This is a genomic window from Shinella sp. AETb1-6 (assembly GCF_009826875.1).
Lineage (GTDB): Bacteria > Pseudomonadota > Alphaproteobacteria > Rhizobiales > Rhizobiaceae > Shinella > Shinella sumterensis.
On record NZ_WUMM01000006.1, the window covers coordinates 184220 to 199707 of the forward strand.

Here is a 15488-nt window from a genome sequence, read left to right on the forward strand (position 1 = left end):
GACAAGGCGTTACAGAATGTCCGTTCGTCGACTAGCCGATGATAATGTTCAGCCCGCCAGCTTCGCCTTCACCGAGGAGAATGCGGCCTGGGCCAGGGCGACCATCAACAAGTATCCGCAGGGCCGCCAGCAGTCGGCCGTGATCCCGCTGCTCATGCGGGCGCAGGAACAGGATGGCTGGGTCACCAAGGCGGCGATCGAATCCGTCGCCGACATGCTCGACATGGCCTATATCCGCGTGCTCGAAGTCGCGACCTTCTACACGCAGTTCCAGCTTCTGCCGGTCGGTACGCGCGCCCATATCCAGGTCTGCGGCACGACGCCCTGCATGCTGCGCGGCGCGGAAGAGTTGATCAATGTCTGCAAGAAGCGCATCCATCCGGAGCCCTTCCACCGCAACGAGAGCGGCACGCTGTCCTGGGAAGAGGTCGAGTGTCAGGGCGCCTGCGTCAACGCGCCGATGATCATGATCTTCAAGGACAGCTACGAAGACCTGACGCCCGAGCGGCTGGAGACCATCATCGACCGTTTCGACGCGGGCGAGGGCGCCGAAGTGGCGACCGGTCCGCAGATCGAGCGCGTCTTCTCCGCACCGGCCGGCGGCCTCACCAGCCTCACCGCGTCGGACGCCGCCGTCGGCAAGACGGCGCCGCGCAGCCGCAAGACGGCGGATGAGAGCGTCAGCGTTCCCCCGTCGAATGCCGCCAAGCCGAAGACGGACGCCGCTGAAACCGATCCGACGGTCAAGACGCCGCTGACGTCCAAGGCGGAAGCCGCCGCCAACGCCAAGGTAAAGGGCGAAACGCGCGCCGAGGGTGGCGACGCCGACGAAAAGCAGCCGGCGGCTGCCGTCGCCAAGCCGTCGCTGAACGACAAGAACCGTCCGGCCGGCATCGAGCGCCCGGCCACGGTCGACGACCTCAAGCTGATCTCCGGCGTCGGCCCGAAGATCGAGGGCACCCTGCACGAACTCGGCATCTTCACCTTTGCGCAGGTCGCGTCCTGGAAGAAGGCCGAGCGCGAGTGGGTCGACGGCTATCTGAACTTCAAGGGCCGCATCGAGCGCGACGACTGGGTCAAGCAGGCCAAGGCGCTCGCCAAGGGCGGCGAAGCGGAATACATCCGCGTTTTCGGCAAGAAGCCGCGGTAAAGAGGTGAACCATGCTTAAAGATCAGGATCGCATCTTCACCAATATCTACGGCACCAAGGACAGGTCGCTGAAAGGCGCCATGGCCCGTGGCCAGTGGGACGGCACCAAGCAGCTTCTCGAAAAGGGCCGCGACTGGATCATCAACGAGATCAAGGCGTCCGGCCTGCGCGGCCGCGGCGGCGCCGGCTTCCCGACCGGTCTCAAATGGTCCTTCATGCCGAAGGAATCCGACGGCCGTCCGCACTACCTCGTCGTGAACGCCGACGAATCCGAGCCCGGCACCTGCAAGGACCGCGATATCCTGCGCCACGATCCGCATACGCTGATCGAGGGCTGCGTCGTCGCGTCCTTCGCCATGGGCGCCCATGCCGCCTATATCTATGTGCGCGGCGAGTTCATCCGCGAGCGCGAGGCGCTTCAGGCGGCCATCGACGAGTGCTACGACGCGGGCCTGCTCGGCAAGAACAACAAGCTGGGCTATGACATCGATGTCTTCGTCCACCACGGCGCCGGCGCCTATATCTGCGGCGAAGAGACCGCACTGCTCGAAAGCCTCGAGGGCAAGAAGGGCCAGCCGCGCCTGAAGCCGCCATTCCCGGCCAATATGGGCCTCTACGGTTGCCCGACGACCGTCAACAACGTCGAGTCGATCGCCGTCACCCCGACGATCCTGCGCCGCGGCGCCGGCTGGTTCTCCTCGTTCGGCCGCCCGAACAATGTCGGCACCAAGCTGTTCATGATGTCGGGCCACGTCAACACGCCCTGCACCGTCGAGGAAAGCATGGGCATCTCCTTCAAGGAGATGGTGGAGAAGCACGGCGGCGGCATTCGCGGCGGCTGGGACAACCTGCTGGCTGTCATTCCCGGCGGCGCATCCTGCCCGGTCGTCAAGGCCGAGGACATGATGAACGTCACGCTCGATTTCGACGGCCTGCGCGAGGTGAAGTCCTCGTTCGGCACCGGTGGCATGATCATCATGGATCGCTCCACCGACATCATCAAGGCGATCTGGCGCATCTCGGCCTTCTTCAAGCACGAGAGCTGCGGCCAGTGCACGCCCTGCCGCGAAGGCACGGGCTGGATGATGCGCGTGATGGAGCGCATGGTGCGCGGCAACGCGCAGAAGCGCGAGATCGACATGCTGTTCGACGTCACCAAGCAGATCGAAGGTCACACGATCTGCGCACTTGGCGACGCGGCCGCCTGGCCGATCCAGGGCCTCATCCGCAATTTCCGCCCCGAGATCGAGGCGCGGATCGACCAGTACACCGCCAATGCCATGGACCATGGCGCGGTGCTGGAAGCAGCGGAGTAAGACGATGAAGACGCCGGCCGGACAGGATGGAAATGCCACCAATGTCCCGCCGGCCGAAGCGGCCGGCGACGACCCCTTCGGGATGGCGCAGTGGTTGAAGGATGTGCCCGATGTGCCGCTGCATCCGCTGATGGCGCATCCGGTCGCGGCGATGGCCGCGACGGCGGCGATCGGCTTCGGGCTTGCCGGCCAGATGGCCGGCGCGATGCTGGGGCTGATGCAGGGTGCCACGGGACAGGCAAAGGCGGTGCTGGACGAGGCGGCGGATCTGGCCGCCAGGGCCAAGGCAGAGCCGGTCGGGGCGAAGCCGGTGCTGAGGGGGGTGCCGAAGGAACCGGTGGCGAAGGCGCAGACGCCCGCCGTCGAACGGAAGGCGAAGGTGGCGCGGGACAAGACCGCGACGCCGAAGCCGGCGGACGAAAAGCCGGTGCGCACGGCGCCGGTGAAGAAGGCCGCCAAGGCCGATGACCTGAAGATGATTTCGGGCATCGGGCCGAAGCTGGAGCAGGTGCTGAACGGCATGGGCTTCACGCGCTACGCCGACATCGCAGCCCTCGGGGACGCGGATGTCGCAAGGATCGAGGCCGAACTCGGCGCTGGCGGGCGGATTGCCCGCGATGGCTGGGTGGAGCAGGCAAGGACGCTGGCGAAGGGCAGGGGAAAGACCCGCCCGGACCGGCAGTAGAAACGAAGGCGAAGGCCCGGGTCATGTCCCGGGCCGAAGGCCGGAGAGAGAATGGCGCTGGTGAGACGCGGTTCGCGTCAAAGCGGGATTGAGATATGGCAAAGCTGATCGTCGACGGAAAAGAAATCGAAGTCCCTGACCACTTCACGCTGCTTCAGGCGTGCGAGGAGGCGGGCGCCGAAGTTCCGCGCTTCTGTTTCCACGAGCGGCTTTCGGTCGCCGGCAACTGCCGCATGTGCCTCGTCGAGGTGAAGGGTGGCCCGCCGAAGCCGGCGGCCTCCTGCGCCATGGGCGTGCGCGACCTGCGGCCGGGCCCGAACGGCGAACCGCCGGAAGTCTTCACGACCACGCCGATGGTCAAGAAGGCGCGCGAAGGCGTGATGGAGTTCCTGCTCATCAACCACCCGCTGGATTGCCCGATCTGCGACCAGGGCGGCGAATGCGACCTGCAGGACCAGGCGATGGCCTTCGGCATCGACTCGTCGCGCTACGCTGAGAACAAGCGCGCGGTCGAGGACAAGTATATCGGCCCGCTCGTCAAGACGATCATGAACCGCTGCATTCACTGCACGCGCTGCGTTCGTTTCACGACCGAGGTCGCCGGCATCACCGAGCTCGGCCTGATCGGCCGCGGTGAAGACGCCGAGATCACCACCTATCTCGAGCAGGCGATGACCTCGGAGCTCCAGGGCAACGTCGTCGACCTCTGCCCGGTCGGCGCGTTGACCTCCAAGCCTTTCGCCTTCACGGCCCGTCCGTGGGAGCTGAACAAGACCGAATCCATCGACGTCATGGACGCCGTCGGCTCGGCCATCCGCGTCGATACGCGCGGTCGCGAAGTCATGCGCATCCTGCCGCGCGTCAACGAAGAGATCAACGAAGAGTGGATCTCCGACAAGACCCGCTTCATCTGGGACGGCCTGAAGACCCAGCGTCTCGACCGTCCGTATGTCCGCAAGGACGGCCGCTTGCAGCCCGCCTCCTGGGCCGAGGCCTTCGGCGCCATCAAGGCCGCCGTTGCCGGCAAGCCGGGCGACCGCATCGGCGCCATCGCCGGCGATCTGGCCTCCGTCGAGGAAATCTACGCGCTGCGCGAGCTGATGACCTCGCTCGGTTCCGTGAACATCGATTGCCGCCAGGACGGTTCGGTGCTCGATCCGTCGCTCGGCCGTGCAAGCTATATCTTCAACCCGACCATCGAAGGCATCGAGCAGGCCGACGCGCTGCTCATCGTCGGCTCCAACCCGCGCCTCGAAGCCGCCGTGCTCAACGCCCGCATCCGCAAGCGCTGGCGCATGGACAACTTCCCGATCGGCGTGATCGGCGAGCAGGGCGAACTGCGCTACGGCTACGAATATCTCGGCGCCGGCACGGACACGCTGTCCGGCCTCATCAACGGTTCGATCTCGTTTGCCGAAACGCTGAAGAAGGCCGAGCGTCCGATGATCATCGTCGGCCAGGGCGCGCTGTCGCGCGCCGATGGCCTCGCCGTTCTCTCGGCTGTCTCGGCGCTTGCGGAGACTGTCGGTGCGGTCACGGCCGGCTGGAACGGCCTTGCCGTGCTGCACACCGCCGCCGCCCGCGTCGGCGCGCTCGACCTCGGCTTCGTGCCGGGCGAGGGCGGCAAGACGGCCGCCGAGATGCTTGACGGTACGGACGTGCTCTTCCTGCTCGGCGCCGACGAGATGGACTTCGCGAAGAAGTCCGCCTTCACCGTCTATATCGGCTCGCATGGCGACAACGCGGCGCATGTCGCCGATGTCATCCTGCCGGGCGCGACCTATACCGAGAAGTCGGGCACCTGGGTCAACACGGAAGGCCGCGTCCAGATGGGCAACCGCGCCGGCTTCGCACCGGGCGACGCCCGCGAGGACTGGGCGATCCTGCGTGCGCTTTCCGACGTTCTCGGCAAGAAGCTGCCGTTCGATTCGCTCGTCCAGCTGCGTGCAAAACTCTATGCCGCGCATCCGCATTTCGCCGCGATCGACGAGATCGCACCGGGCGAAATCGCCGATCTCTCGGCCCTTGCGAAAAAAGGCGGGACGATGGCGAATTCCGGGTTTGCGTCTCCGATCAAAGACTTCTATTTGACGAACCCGATAGCGCGCGCCTCCGCGGTCATGGCCGAATGCTCGGCGCTTGCCCGCAACAATTTCAAAGCCGCGGCGGAATGAGCGCGAAGGAATAAGACGTTATGGACGCTTTCATTTCGACCTATGTCTGGCCCGGCCTCATCATCGTGGCCCAGTCGCTTCTGCTGCTGGTGCTGCTTCTGGTGTCGATCGCCTTCATCCTTCTGGCAGACCGCAAGATCTGGGCGGCCGTTCAGCTGCGCCGCGGCCCGAACGTCGTCGGCCCCTTCGGCCTGCTGCAATCTTTCGCCGACCTTCTGAAGTTCGTCTTCAAGGAGCCGGTCATCCCGGCAACGGCCAACAAGGTCATCTTCCTGCTGGCCCCGCTCGTTTCGGTGACGCTGGCGCTGGCGACCTGGGCGGTGATCCCGGTCAACGACGGCTGGATGATCGCCAACATCAATGTCGGCATCCTCTACATCTTCGCGATCTCGTCGCTCGAAGTGTACGGCATCATCATGGGCGGCTGGGCTTCGAACTCGAAGTACCCGTTCCTCGGCGCGCTGCGTTCGGCCGCGCAGATGGTGTCCTATGAAGTGTCGATCGGCTTCGTCATCGTCACCGTGCTGCTCTGCGTCGGTTCGCTGAACCTGTCGGATATCGTCAACGCGCAGAGCGACGGTCTCGGCACGCGCCTCGGCCTGCCGCCGTCGTTCCTCGACTGGCACTGGCTGGCGCTGTTCCCGATGTTCGTGGTCTTCTTCATCTCGGCGCTGGCCGAGACGAACCGCCCGCCTTTCGACCTTCCGGAAGCGGAATCCGAACTCGTCGCAGGTTTCATGGTCGAGTACGGCTCCACCCCGTACATGATGTTCATGCTCGGCGAATATGCCGCCATCTGCCTGATGTGCGCGCTGACCACGATCCTTTTCCTCGGCGGCTGGCTGCCTCCGGTCGACGTCTGGTTCCTGAACTGGGTTCCGGGCATCGTATGGTTCGTCCTGAAGGCGCTTCTCGTCTTCTTCATGTTCGCGATGGTGAAGGCCTTCGTGCCGCGCTACCGCTACGACCAGCTCATGCGTCTCGGCTGGAAGATCTTCCTTCCGATCTCGCTTGCCATGGTCGTCATTACCGCATTCGTGCTGAAGCTCACGGGCTGGTCGCCATGATGACCGTCTCCCGCCTCAGCAGCATTGGAGCTTGAAATGGCTAGTCTTTCGCAAGCCGTAAATTCGCTGTTCCTCAAGGAATTCGTCGGCGCGTTCTTCCTGTCGATGCGCTACTTCTTCCGCCCGAAGGCAACGGTGAACTATCCCTTCGAAAAGGGCCCGGTCTCTCCGCGCTTCCGCGGCGAGCATGCGCTGCGCCGTTACCCGAATGGCGAAGAGCGCTGCATCGCCTGCAAGCTGTGCGAGGCGATCTGTCCTGCCCAGGCCATCACCATCGAGGCCGGTCCGCGCCGCAACGACGGCACCCGCCGCACGGTGCGCTACGACATCGACATGGTGAAGTGCATCTATTGCGGCTTCTGCCAGGAAGCCTGCCCGGTCGACGCCATCGTCGAAGGTCCGAACTTCGAGTTCTCGACCGAGACGCGCGAAGAGCTCTACTACGACAAGCAGAAGCTCCTCGAGAACGGCGATCGCTGGGAGCGGGAAATCGCCCGCAACATCGCGATGGACTCGCCTTACCGCTGATCGGCGGGGCGTATTGAATTTCAAGTGCCTGACGAGAGGGTCGTCAGGCTTCGACGGGGAGGGGGGACCTTCTCCGGGGAAGACGAAAAGGCACCAAAATGGGTCTGCAGGCTCTATTCTTCTATCTGTTCGCCTTCGTGGCGGTGGCGTCCGCCTTCATGGTGATCGCGTCGAGGAACCCGGTTTATTCCGTGCTGTTCCTGATCCTCACCTTCTTCAACGCGGCGGGCCTGTTCCTTTTGACGGGCGCCGAGTTCCTGGCGATGATCCTGCTGGTCGTCTATGTCGGCGCCGTGGCGGTTCTCTTCCTCTTCGTCGTCATGATGCTGGACATCGACTTCGCCGCCTTGCGCGCGGGCGTGCTTGAATATGCACCGGTCGGCGCGCTCATCGGCGTCATCCTGGCCATCGAGCTCATCGTCGTCATCGGCGGTTCGACGCTTTCGCCGGAGATCGCCTCGAACGTCTCCATGCCGATCCCGCCGGTGACGGAGCGCACCAACACGGCGGCACTCGGCGACGTGCTCTATACGCACTACGTCTACTTCTTCCAGATCGCCGGCCTCGTGCTGCTCGTCGCCATGATCGGCGCGATCGTGCTGACGCTGCGCCACAAGCCAAACATCAAGCGCCAGAACATCTCGCAGCAGGTTGCCCGTACGCCGGAAACCGCCGTCGAGGTGGTCAAGGTGAAGCCCGGGCAGGGCATCTGAGGCCGCGCGGACAAGGAAAAGCATCATGGAAATCGGTATTTCCCACTATCTCACGGTCAGCGCCATCCTCTTCACCCTCGGCGTCTTCGGCATCTTCCTCAACCGGAAGAACGTCATCGTCATCCTGATGTCGATCGAACTGATCCTGCTTGCGGTCAACATCAACATGATCGCGTTCTCGGCGTTCCTGAACGACATCGTCGGCCAGGTCTTCGCGCTGTTCATTCTGACCGTCGCGGCTGCGGAAGCGGCCATCGGTCTTGCAATTCTCGTCGTCTTCTATCGTAACCGCGGTTCGATCGCCGTCGAAGACGTCAACGTGATGAAGGGCTGATCGGGTCATGGATACCATCATCAAGGCAATCGTCTTTCTTCCGCTGATCGGCTTCCTGATCGCCGGCATCGGCGGCAACGCCATCGGCGCCAAGGCGTCGGAATACGTCACGTCCGGGTTCATGATCATCGCCGCCGTGCTGTCGTGGATCGTCTTCTTCGACGTCGCCATGGGCGAGACGGAGATGATCAAGGTCAGCGTGCTGCGCTGGATCCAGTCCGGCAACCTCGATGTCGAATGGGCGTTCCGCGTCGACACGCTGACGGCCGTGATGTTCGTCGTGGTCAACACGGTCTCGACGCTCGTGCACATCTACTCGATCGGCTACATGCACCACGATCCGCATCGGCCGCGCTTCTTCGCCTATCTGTCGCTCTTCACCTTCGCCATGCTCATGCTGGTGACCGCCGACAACCTGCTGCAGATGTTCTTCGGCTGGGAAGGCGTGGGTCTGGCGTCCTATCTGCTGATCGGTTTCTGGTACAAGAAGCCCTCGGCCAGTGCGGCCGCCATGAAGGCGTTCATCGTCAACCGCGTCGGTGACTTCGGCTTCATTCTCGGCATTTCCTGCGTCTTCGTGCTGTTCGGCTCGATCAATTTCGAAACGATCTTCGCGACCGCCGCCACCTATCTGCCGGCCGAAGGGGCTGCGGATGCGGCCGAACCCGTCATCAACCTGTTCGGCATGTCGCTCGACAAGTCGCATGCGCTGACGGCCACCTGCCTGCTGCTCTTCATGGGCGCGATGGGCAAGTCGGCGCAGTTCCTGCTGCACACCTGGCTTCCGGACGCCATGGAAGGCCCGACCCCGGTTTCGGCCCTCATCCATGCCGCGACCATGGTCACCGCAGGCGTCTTCCTCGTCGCCCGCATGTCGCCGGTCTTCGAACTGTCGCATGACGCCCTGATGGTCGTCACGCTCGTCGGCGCGATCACGGCCTTCTTCGCCGCGACCGTCGGCCTCGTGCAGAACGACATCAAGCGCGTGATCGCCTATTCGACCTGCTCGCAGCTCGGCTACATGTTCGTGGCGCTCGGCATCGGCGCCTATGGCGCGGCCGTCTTCCACCTGTTCACGCACGCCTTCTTCAAGGCCCTGCTGTTCCTCGGCGCGGGTTCCGTCATCCACGCCGTCGATGGCGAGCAGGACATGCGCTACATGGGCGGCCTGCGCAAGCACATCCCCATCACCTTCTGGATGATGACGATCGGCACGCTCGCGCTGACCGGCGTCGGCATTCCGGGCACCGTCATCGGTTTCGCCGGCTTCTTCTCGAAGGATGCGATCATCGAATCGACCTTCGCGTCGCACAGCCCGGTTGCCGGTTTCGCCTTCGTGCTGCTGGTCATCGCCGCGCTCTTCACGAGCTTCTATTCCTGGCGCCTGGCCTTCATGACCTTCTTCGGCAAGCCGCGCGCATCCGCAGACGTCATGCACCACGTGCACGAATCGCCGGCCGTGATGCTGATCCCGCTCTACATTCTGGGCGTGGGCGCGATCTTCGCCGGTGTGATCTTCGTCGAATATTTCTTCGGCCATCACTACGGCGAGTTCTGGCAGGGCGCTCTGTTCACGCTGCCAGGCAACGACCTCGTCAACGAGTACCACCACGTCCCGCTGTGGGTGAAGTGGAGCCCGTTCGCCGCCATGGCACTCGGCTTCGTCACCGCCTGGTACATGTACATCCGCTCGCCGGAGACCCCGAAATACCTGGCGGAACAGCACCGCGGCCTCTACCAGTTCCTGCTCAACAAGTGGTACTTCGACGAACTGTACGATTTCCTCTTCGTGCGTTCGGCAAAGGCTCTGGGCCGGTTCCTCTGGAAGAAGGGTGACGGCGCCGTCATCGACGGTCTCGGCCCGAACGGTGTCGCCGCCCGCGTCGTCGACGTCACCGACCGTGTCGTGCGCCTCCAGACCGGTTACCTCTATCACTACGCATTCGCGATGCTGCTGGGTATTGCAGCACTCGTCACCTGGATGATGCTCGGGAGTTCCCTCTGATGACCGATTGGCCCATTCTTTCAGCGGTCACCTTTCTCCCGCTCGTCGGCGTGGCGCTTCTGCTGCTGACGCGTGAAGACAGCCCGTACGGCCGCCGCAACATCCTGAATGTCGCGCTGCTGACGACGGTCTTCACCTTCGTGCTCTCGCTCTTCATCTGGATCGGCTTCGACTATTCGAACCCCGGTTTCCAGATGACCGAGAAGCATGAATGGCTCGGCACCGGCATCTCCTACCATCTGGGCGTCGACGGCATCTCCATGCTGTTCGTCATCCTCTCGACCTTCCTGATGCCGTTCTGCGTGCTGGCGAGCTGGAACACCATCGAGAAGCGCCTGAAGGCCTACATGATCGCCTTCCTGCTTCTGGAAGTGTTCATGGTCGGCGTCTTCGTCTCGCTCGACATCGTGCTGTTCTACGTGTTCTTCGAAGCGGGCCTCATTCCGATGTTCATCATCATCGGCGTGTGGGGCGGCAAGGATCGCGTCTACGCATCCTACAAGTTCTTCCTCTACACGCTGCTCGGCTCGGTGCTGATGCTGCTCGCCATTATGGCGATGTACTGGCAGGCCGGCACGACCGACATCACGGAACTGCTCGCCTACAACTTCCCGGCCCATATGCAGACCTGGCTGTGGCTCGCCTTCTTCGCATCCTTCGCGGTGAAGATGCCGATGTGGCCGGTGCATACCTGGCTTCCCGACGCGCACGTTCAGGCGCCGACGGCGGGTTCGGTCATCCTGGCGGGCGTGCTCCTGAAGCTGGGCGGCTACGGTTTCATCCGTTTCTCGCTCGCCATGTTCCCGCTCGCCTCGGACTATTTCGCGCCCTTCGTCTTCACGCTGTCGGTCATCGCCATCATCTACACCTCGCTGGTGGCCATGATGCAGGACGACATCAAGAAGCTGATCGCCTATTCGTCGGTCGCCCACATGGGCTATGTCACGATGGGCATCTTCGCGGCGAATGCGCAGGGCCTGCAGGGCGCCATCTTCCAGATGCTGTCGCACGGCATCGTCTCGGGCGCGCTCTTCCTCTGCGTCGGCGTGGTCTATGACCGGCTGCATACCCGCGAGATTTCGGCCTATGGCGGCCTCGTCAACAACATGCCGAAATACGCCGTCGCCTTCATGCTGTTCACCATGGCGAATGTCGGCCTTCCCGGCACGTCCGGCTTCGTCGGCGAGTTCATGACGCTGCTCGGCGTCTTCCGCGCCAACACCTGGGTTGCGCTTTTTGCGACCACCGGCGTCATCCTCTCGGCCGCCTATGCGCTCTGGCTCTACCGCCGGGTGATCTTCGGTGCGCTCGAGAAGGAAAGCCTGAAGTCGCTGCTCGATCTCTCGGGCCGTGAAAAGCTCCTGCTTTATCCGCTGGGTATCCTGACCATCTTCTTCGGTGTCTATCCGTCACCGGTCTTCGATGTGACGGCGGCTTCGGTCGACGCCCTGCTCAACCAATATTCCGCGGCTCTGCAAGCGGCGCAGCACTCTGTTGCGCTTCTGGCGAACTGACGACGGGACCCTAGACATGACTGCTGATACAATCCTCGCCAGCCTGCAGCTCTCGATGCCGGAGATCATTCTGGCCGTTGGCGCCCTGGCCCTGCTGATGATCGGTGTCTTCTCGGGCGAACGCTCCGGGACGACGGTCACCGGTCTTGCCGTCGCGCTGCTCATCATCTCCGGCCTCTGGCTGGTGCTCGCCACGGGCGAGGGCCAGGCCTATGGCGGCGCCTTCATTTCCGACCCGTTCGCGCGGTTCATGAAGGTGCTGGCGCTGATCGGCTCGATCACGGCCATGGTCATGACGGTCGGTCACGCGCGTTCCGACCAGCTCGACCGCTTCGAGTTCCCGGTGCTGATCGTGCTGTCGACGCTCGGCATGCTGCTGATGATCTCGGCCAACAGCCTGTTGTCGCTGTATCTGGCGCTGGAACTCCAGTCGCTCGCGCTTTATGTCGTCGCCGCCATCAACCGCGAAAGCCTGCGCTCGACGGAAGCCGGCCTGAAGTACTTCGTGCTCGGCGCGCTGTCCTCGGGCATGCTGCTCTACGGCATGTCGCTGGTCTACGGCTTCACCGGCCAGATCGGCTTCCAGGAAATCGCCTCCGCGCTGACCGCCGAGGGCCGTTCGCTCGGTCTCGTCTTCGGCCTGGTCTTCATCCTTGCCGGCCTTGCCTTCAAGATCTCCGCCGTGCCGTTCCACATGTGGACGCCGGACGTCTATGAAGGCGCGCCCACCCCGGTCACGGCCTTCTTCGCGGCCGCGCCGAAGGTCGCCGCCATGGCCATGCTCGTGCGCATCGTCATCGACGCCTTCGAGCCCGTCGTCGCCGACTGGCAGCAGGTCATCGTCTTCATCTCGATCGCCTCGATGCTGCTCGGTTCGTTCGCCGCCATCGGCCAGAAGAACATCAAGCGCCTGATGGCCTATTCCTCCATCGGCCATATGGGCTATGCGCTGGTCGGCCTTGCCGCCGGCTCCATGGCCGGTGTGCGCGGCGTTGCGCTCTACATGCTCATCTACATGGTCATGACGCTCGGCACCTTCGCCTGCATCCTCGCCATGCGCCGCAAGGAAGGCGGCAATGTCGAGGATATCAACGACCTCGCGGGTCTGTCCTCGACCAATCCCTTCATGGCGACCGTCCTGACGGTCCTCATGTTCTCGCTTGCCGGCATTCCGCCCATGGCCGGCTTCTTCGCCAAGTACTTCGTGTTCATGGCGGCGATCGAGGCGCATCTCTATGCGCTGGCCATCATCGGCGTGCTGTCGTCGGTCGTCGGCGCCTACTATTACCTGCGGGTCATCAAGGTGATGTGGTTCGACGAGCCGACCGGCGAATTCGCGCGCACGTCGGGCGAGCTGAAGCTGGTCTTCGGTCTCTCCGGCCTCTTCGTTCTCGGCTATATCCTGATCGGCGGGCCGATCGGCAACGCAGCCGAAGCGGCGGCACGGACCTTCTTTTGAGCCGGTCCGGTCATCCTCGCCTGATGTCGCTTGACGACTTCCGGCACGAGGCGCTCACGGATGTGAGTTCGACCAACACGGAATGCCTGGAGCGCGCCCGAAAGGGCGCGCTTTCCGGTCTCTGGGTGACCGCCGTGCGCCAGACCGGCGGTCGCGGGCGGCGCGGCCGCGCATGGTTCTCCGAGCCCGGCAATCTCTACGCGTCGCTGTTGCTGATCGATGCGGCGCCGATGGACCGTCTCGGCTCCCTGCCGCTCGCCGTCGCCGTTGCGGTGCAGGATGCGATCAGCCGCGTGGTGCCGCTCGATGCGCCCGATGTGCTGATCAAGTGGCCCAATGACATCCTCATCGAGCGCCGCAAGGTCTGCGGCATCCTGGTGGAAGGGGAAACGCTTGCCGACGGCCGGCATGCGCTGGTCATCGGCATCGGCATCAATGTGGCCGTCGCCCCGGAGGCGGGCCTCTATCCCGTGGCCACGCTGCGCGATTTCGGCGTATCCGCTTCCCCCGACGAACTTTTCGCCCATCTCTTCCAGTCGATGGCAAAGACGCTGTCCTTGTGGGATGGCGGGCAGGGCATCGCCGTGATCATGGAGCGCTGGAAGCAGGTCGCCGGCGGCATCGGCGAAAACATAACGGTCAATCTCCCGGACCGTTCGATTTCCGGGCGCTTTGCGGGAATTGATGATACAGGTCTCCTCAAGCTGGAGACGGATGACGGCGGCACGCGCTTGATCGCGGCCGGCGACGTATTTTTTGGATAGGATGTTTTGAACACGATGGCACAAGAAGACGAACTGGTGTTCCTGCCGCTTGGCGGCGTCGGCGAAATCGGCATGAACCTGGCGCTCTACGGCTACGGCCCGAAGGCCAACCGCCAGTGGATCATGGTCGATTGCGGCGTCACCTTCCCGGGACCGGATTTGCCGGGCGTCGATCTCGTCCTGCCCGATATCCGCTTCCTGGCCAAGGAACGCGACCGGCTGAAGGGCATCATCATCACCCACGCGCATGAGGACCATTACGGCGCGCTGAACGACCTGTGGCCCGGCCTCAACGTGCCGGTCTATGCCTCGCCCTTCACGGCCGGCATGCTGGAGGCCAAGCGCGACTACGAGCGCAGCCGCGTCGAAATTCCCGTCACGATCTTCAAGCAGGGCGACCGCATCCATGTCGGGCCCTTCGAAATCGAGGCGATCGGCGTCAACCACTCGATCCCCGAGCCCATGTCGCTGGCGATCAAGACGCCGCTCGGCACGGTCGTCCATACCGGCGACTGGAAGATCGACCTTGAGCCGTCGCTTGGTCCGCTGACGGACGAGACGCGCTTCCGCAAGCTCGGCGACGAGGGCGTGCTGGCGCTGATCTGCGACAGCACCAACGCCCTGCGCGACGGCGTTTCGCCTTCCGAGCGCGAGGTGTCGGAAAGCCTGACCAAGATCATCGAGGCATCCGAGGGCCGGGTCGGCATCACCACCTTCTCGTCGAATGTCGGGCGCATCCGCTCGATTGCGCGCGCCGCCGAGGCCGCCGGGCGCGAGGTGCTGCTGCTCGGCAGTTCCATGAAGCGCGTGACGGATGTGGCGCGCGACATCGGCCTGATGGAAGGCATCAAGCCGTTCATTGCCGAGGACGAATTCGGCTACATTCCCCGCGACAAGGTCGTGGTGATCCTCACCGGCAGCCAGGGCGAGCCGCGCGCGGCACTGGCCAAGATCGCCCGCGACGAGATGCGCAACGTCGCCTTCACCGCCGGCGATACGATCATCTTCTCCTCGCGCGCCATTCCCGGCAATGAGAAGGCGATCAACGATATCAAGAACGGCCTGATCGAGCAGGGCATCCATATCATCACCGATTCCGAGGCGCTGGTGCATGTGTCGGGCCACCCCCGTCGCCACGAGCTGCAGCAGATGTATGGCTGGGTGCGCCCGAAGATCGTCGTGCCCGTGCACGGCGAGGCCGCCCATCTGACGGCGCATGCCGAGCTTGCGGAACAGTCCGGCATCGGCAAGGTCCCGCGCGTGCGCAATGGCGACGTCCTGAAACTTGCCCCCGGCGAGCCCGAAGTCGTCGATCACGCCCCGTTCGGCCGCATCTTCAAGGATGGCAACCTGATCGGCGATTTCGAGGAGATGGGGATCGGCGAGCGGCGCAAGCTGGCCTTCGTCGGCCACGTCGCCGTCAGCGTTCTGCTCGACAGCCGTTACGATTTCATGGGCGATCCCGAGGTCGAGCCCTTCGGCCTGCCGCAGTTCGACGACGAGGGCGAGGATATGGGCGATACGCTCTACGATGCCATTCTCGGCGCCGTCGAAAGCATTCCGCGGGCCCGCCGCAAGGATCTCGAAATGGTGCGCGAAGCGGTGCGCCGCGCGGTGCGTTCCACCGCAAACGAGATCTGGGGCAAGAAGCCCGTCGTGACGGTGTTCCTGACTAAGGTCTGATTGCCGATGTCGGGGGAATGATATCGGAAGCGCTCAGGCCCCCTCATCCGGCCCTTCGGGCCACCTTCTCCCCGAGGGGAGAAGGGGAGACTGCAG

Annotated in this window: 13 protein-coding genes; all 13 read left to right on the top strand. The window is 63.8% G+C overall.

The genetic code is table 11. The annotated features are described in order from the left end of the window. The first annotated feature begins 16 nt into the window (after window positions 1-16). The 13 genes from GR158_RS12815 (at window position 17) to GR158_RS12875 (ending at window position 15392) form a co-directional block, all read left to right on the top strand. Window positions 17-1150, top strand: a complete 1134-nt coding sequence (locus GR158_RS12815; protein ID WP_160871385.1) for an NADH-quinone oxidoreductase subunit E — start codon at window positions 17-19, stop codon at window positions 1148-1150. 11 nt (window positions 1151-1161) lie between these two features. Further along, window positions 1162-2466: an NADH-quinone oxidoreductase subunit NuoF gene (gene nuoF, locus GR158_RS12820; RefSeq protein WP_160871386.1), complete on the top strand. Its 1305-nt coding sequence runs from the start codon at window positions 1162-1164 to the stop codon at window positions 2464-2466. 4 nt (window positions 2467-2470) lie between these two features. Then, window positions 2471-3151, top strand: coding sequence for a hypothetical protein (locus GR158_RS12825; RefSeq protein WP_202402265.1), 681 nt, complete (start codon window positions 2471-2473; stop codon window positions 3149-3151). A 95-nt stretch (window positions 3152-3246) separates the two neighbouring features. Continuing rightward, entirely contained in the window at window positions 3247-5325 is a 2079-nt protein-coding gene (gene nuoG, locus GR158_RS12830; RefSeq protein WP_160871387.1) for an NADH-quinone oxidoreductase subunit NuoG, read from the top strand. 20 nt (window positions 5326-5345) lie between these two features. Further along, window positions 5346-6392: an NADH-quinone oxidoreductase subunit NuoH gene (gene nuoH / locus GR158_RS12835; RefSeq protein WP_134652270.1), complete on the top strand. Its 1047-nt coding sequence runs from the start codon at window positions 5346-5348 to the stop codon at window positions 6390-6392. A gap of 36 nt (window positions 6393-6428) precedes the next feature. Then, a complete protein-coding gene (gene nuoI, locus GR158_RS12840; RefSeq protein ID WP_023513863.1) occupies window positions 6429-6920 on the top strand; it encodes an NADH-quinone oxidoreductase subunit NuoI in 492 nt (163 codons plus the stop codon). Window positions 6921-7018: 98 nt separating this feature from the next. Continuing rightward, complete coding sequence (locus GR158_RS12845; RefSeq protein WP_160871388.1) at window positions 7019-7633, top strand: NADH-quinone oxidoreductase subunit J; 615 nt, start codon at window positions 7019-7021, stop codon at window positions 7631-7633. A 25-nt stretch (window positions 7634-7658) separates the two neighbouring features. Then, entirely contained in the window at window positions 7659-7967 is a 309-nt protein-coding gene (gene nuoK, locus GR158_RS12850; RefSeq protein WP_134650739.1) for an NADH-quinone oxidoreductase subunit NuoK, read from the top strand. A 7-nt stretch (window positions 7968-7974) separates the two neighbouring features. After that, window positions 7975-9972, top strand: coding sequence for an NADH-quinone oxidoreductase subunit L (gene nuoL / locus GR158_RS12855; RefSeq protein WP_160871389.1), 1998 nt, complete (start codon window positions 7975-7977; stop codon window positions 9970-9972). After that, the gene (locus tag GR158_RS12860; RefSeq protein WP_134650737.1) at window positions 9972-11486 is read left to right on the top strand and encodes an NADH-quinone oxidoreductase subunit M; all 1515 of its coding nucleotides are present in this window, start codon (window positions 9972-9974) and stop codon (window positions 11484-11486) included. Before nuoL ends, GR158_RS12860 begins: the two co-directional genes overlap by 1 nt. 16 nt (window positions 11487-11502) lie before the next feature. Next, window positions 11503-12945 carry an NADH-quinone oxidoreductase subunit NuoN gene (gene nuoN / locus GR158_RS12865; RefSeq protein ID WP_134650736.1) on the top strand — a complete coding sequence of 481 codons (1443 nt, stop codon included), beginning with the start codon at window positions 11503-11505 and terminating at the stop codon, window positions 12943-12945. A 23-nt stretch (window positions 12946-12968) separates the two neighbouring features. Continuing rightward, window positions 12969-13709 (top strand): biotin--[acetyl-CoA-carboxylase] ligase, encoded by a 741-nt coding sequence (locus tag GR158_RS12870; RefSeq protein ID WP_134650740.1) that lies wholly within the window; start codon window positions 12969-12971, stop codon window positions 13707-13709. A 15-nt stretch (window positions 13710-13724) separates the two neighbouring features. Further along, window positions 13725-15392, top strand: coding sequence for a ribonuclease J (locus GR158_RS12875; protein ID WP_134650735.1), 1668 nt, complete (start codon window positions 13725-13727; stop codon window positions 15390-15392). Window positions 15393-15488: the final 96 nt, after the last annotated feature.

What these genes read in the sequence shown, in the direction of transcription:
- GR158_RS12860 (WP_134650737.1), top strand. Translation starts at nt 9,972, where the DNA reads ATGACCGATTGGCCCATTCTTTCAGCGGTCACCTTTCTCCCGCTCGTC.
- GR158_RS12845 (WP_160871388.1), top strand. Translation starts at nt 7,019, where the DNA reads ATGGGTCTGCAGGCTCTATTCTTCTATCTGTTCGCCTTCGTGGCGGTG.
- nuoG (WP_160871387.1), top strand. Translation starts at nt 3,247, where the DNA reads ATGGCAAAGCTGATCGTCGACGGAAAAGAAATCGAAGTCCCTGACCAC.
- nuoI (WP_023513863.1), top strand. Translation starts at nt 6,429, where the DNA reads ATGGCTAGTCTTTCGCAAGCCGTAAATTCGCTGTTCCTCAAGGAATTC.
- GR158_RS12875 (WP_134650735.1), top strand. Translation starts at nt 13,725, where the DNA reads ATGGCACAAGAAGACGAACTGGTGTTCCTGCCGCTTGGCGGCGTCGGC.
- nuoN (WP_134650736.1), top strand. Translation starts at nt 11,503, where the DNA reads ATGACTGCTGATACAATCCTCGCCAGCCTGCAGCTCTCGATGCCGGAG.
- GR158_RS12825 (WP_202402265.1), top strand. Translation starts at nt 2,471, where the DNA reads ATGAAGACGCCGGCCGGACAGGATGGAAATGCCACCAATGTCCCGCCG.
- GR158_RS12815 (WP_160871385.1), top strand. Translation starts at nt 17, where the DNA reads ATGTCCGTTCGTCGACTAGCCGATGATAATGTTCAGCCCGCCAGCTTC.
- nuoF (WP_160871386.1), top strand. Translation starts at nt 1,162, where the DNA reads ATGCTTAAAGATCAGGATCGCATCTTCACCAATATCTACGGCACCAAG.
- nuoK (WP_134650739.1), top strand. Translation starts at nt 7,659, where the DNA reads ATGGAAATCGGTATTTCCCACTATCTCACGGTCAGCGCCATCCTCTTC.
- GR158_RS12870 (WP_134650740.1), top strand. Translation starts at nt 12,969, where the DNA reads ATGTCGCTTGACGACTTCCGGCACGAGGCGCTCACGGATGTGAGTTCG.
- nuoH (WP_134652270.1), top strand. Translation starts at nt 5,346, where the DNA reads ATGGACGCTTTCATTTCGACCTATGTCTGGCCCGGCCTCATCATCGTG.
- nuoL (WP_160871389.1), top strand. Translation starts at nt 7,975, where the DNA reads ATGGATACCATCATCAAGGCAATCGTCTTTCTTCCGCTGATCGGCTTC.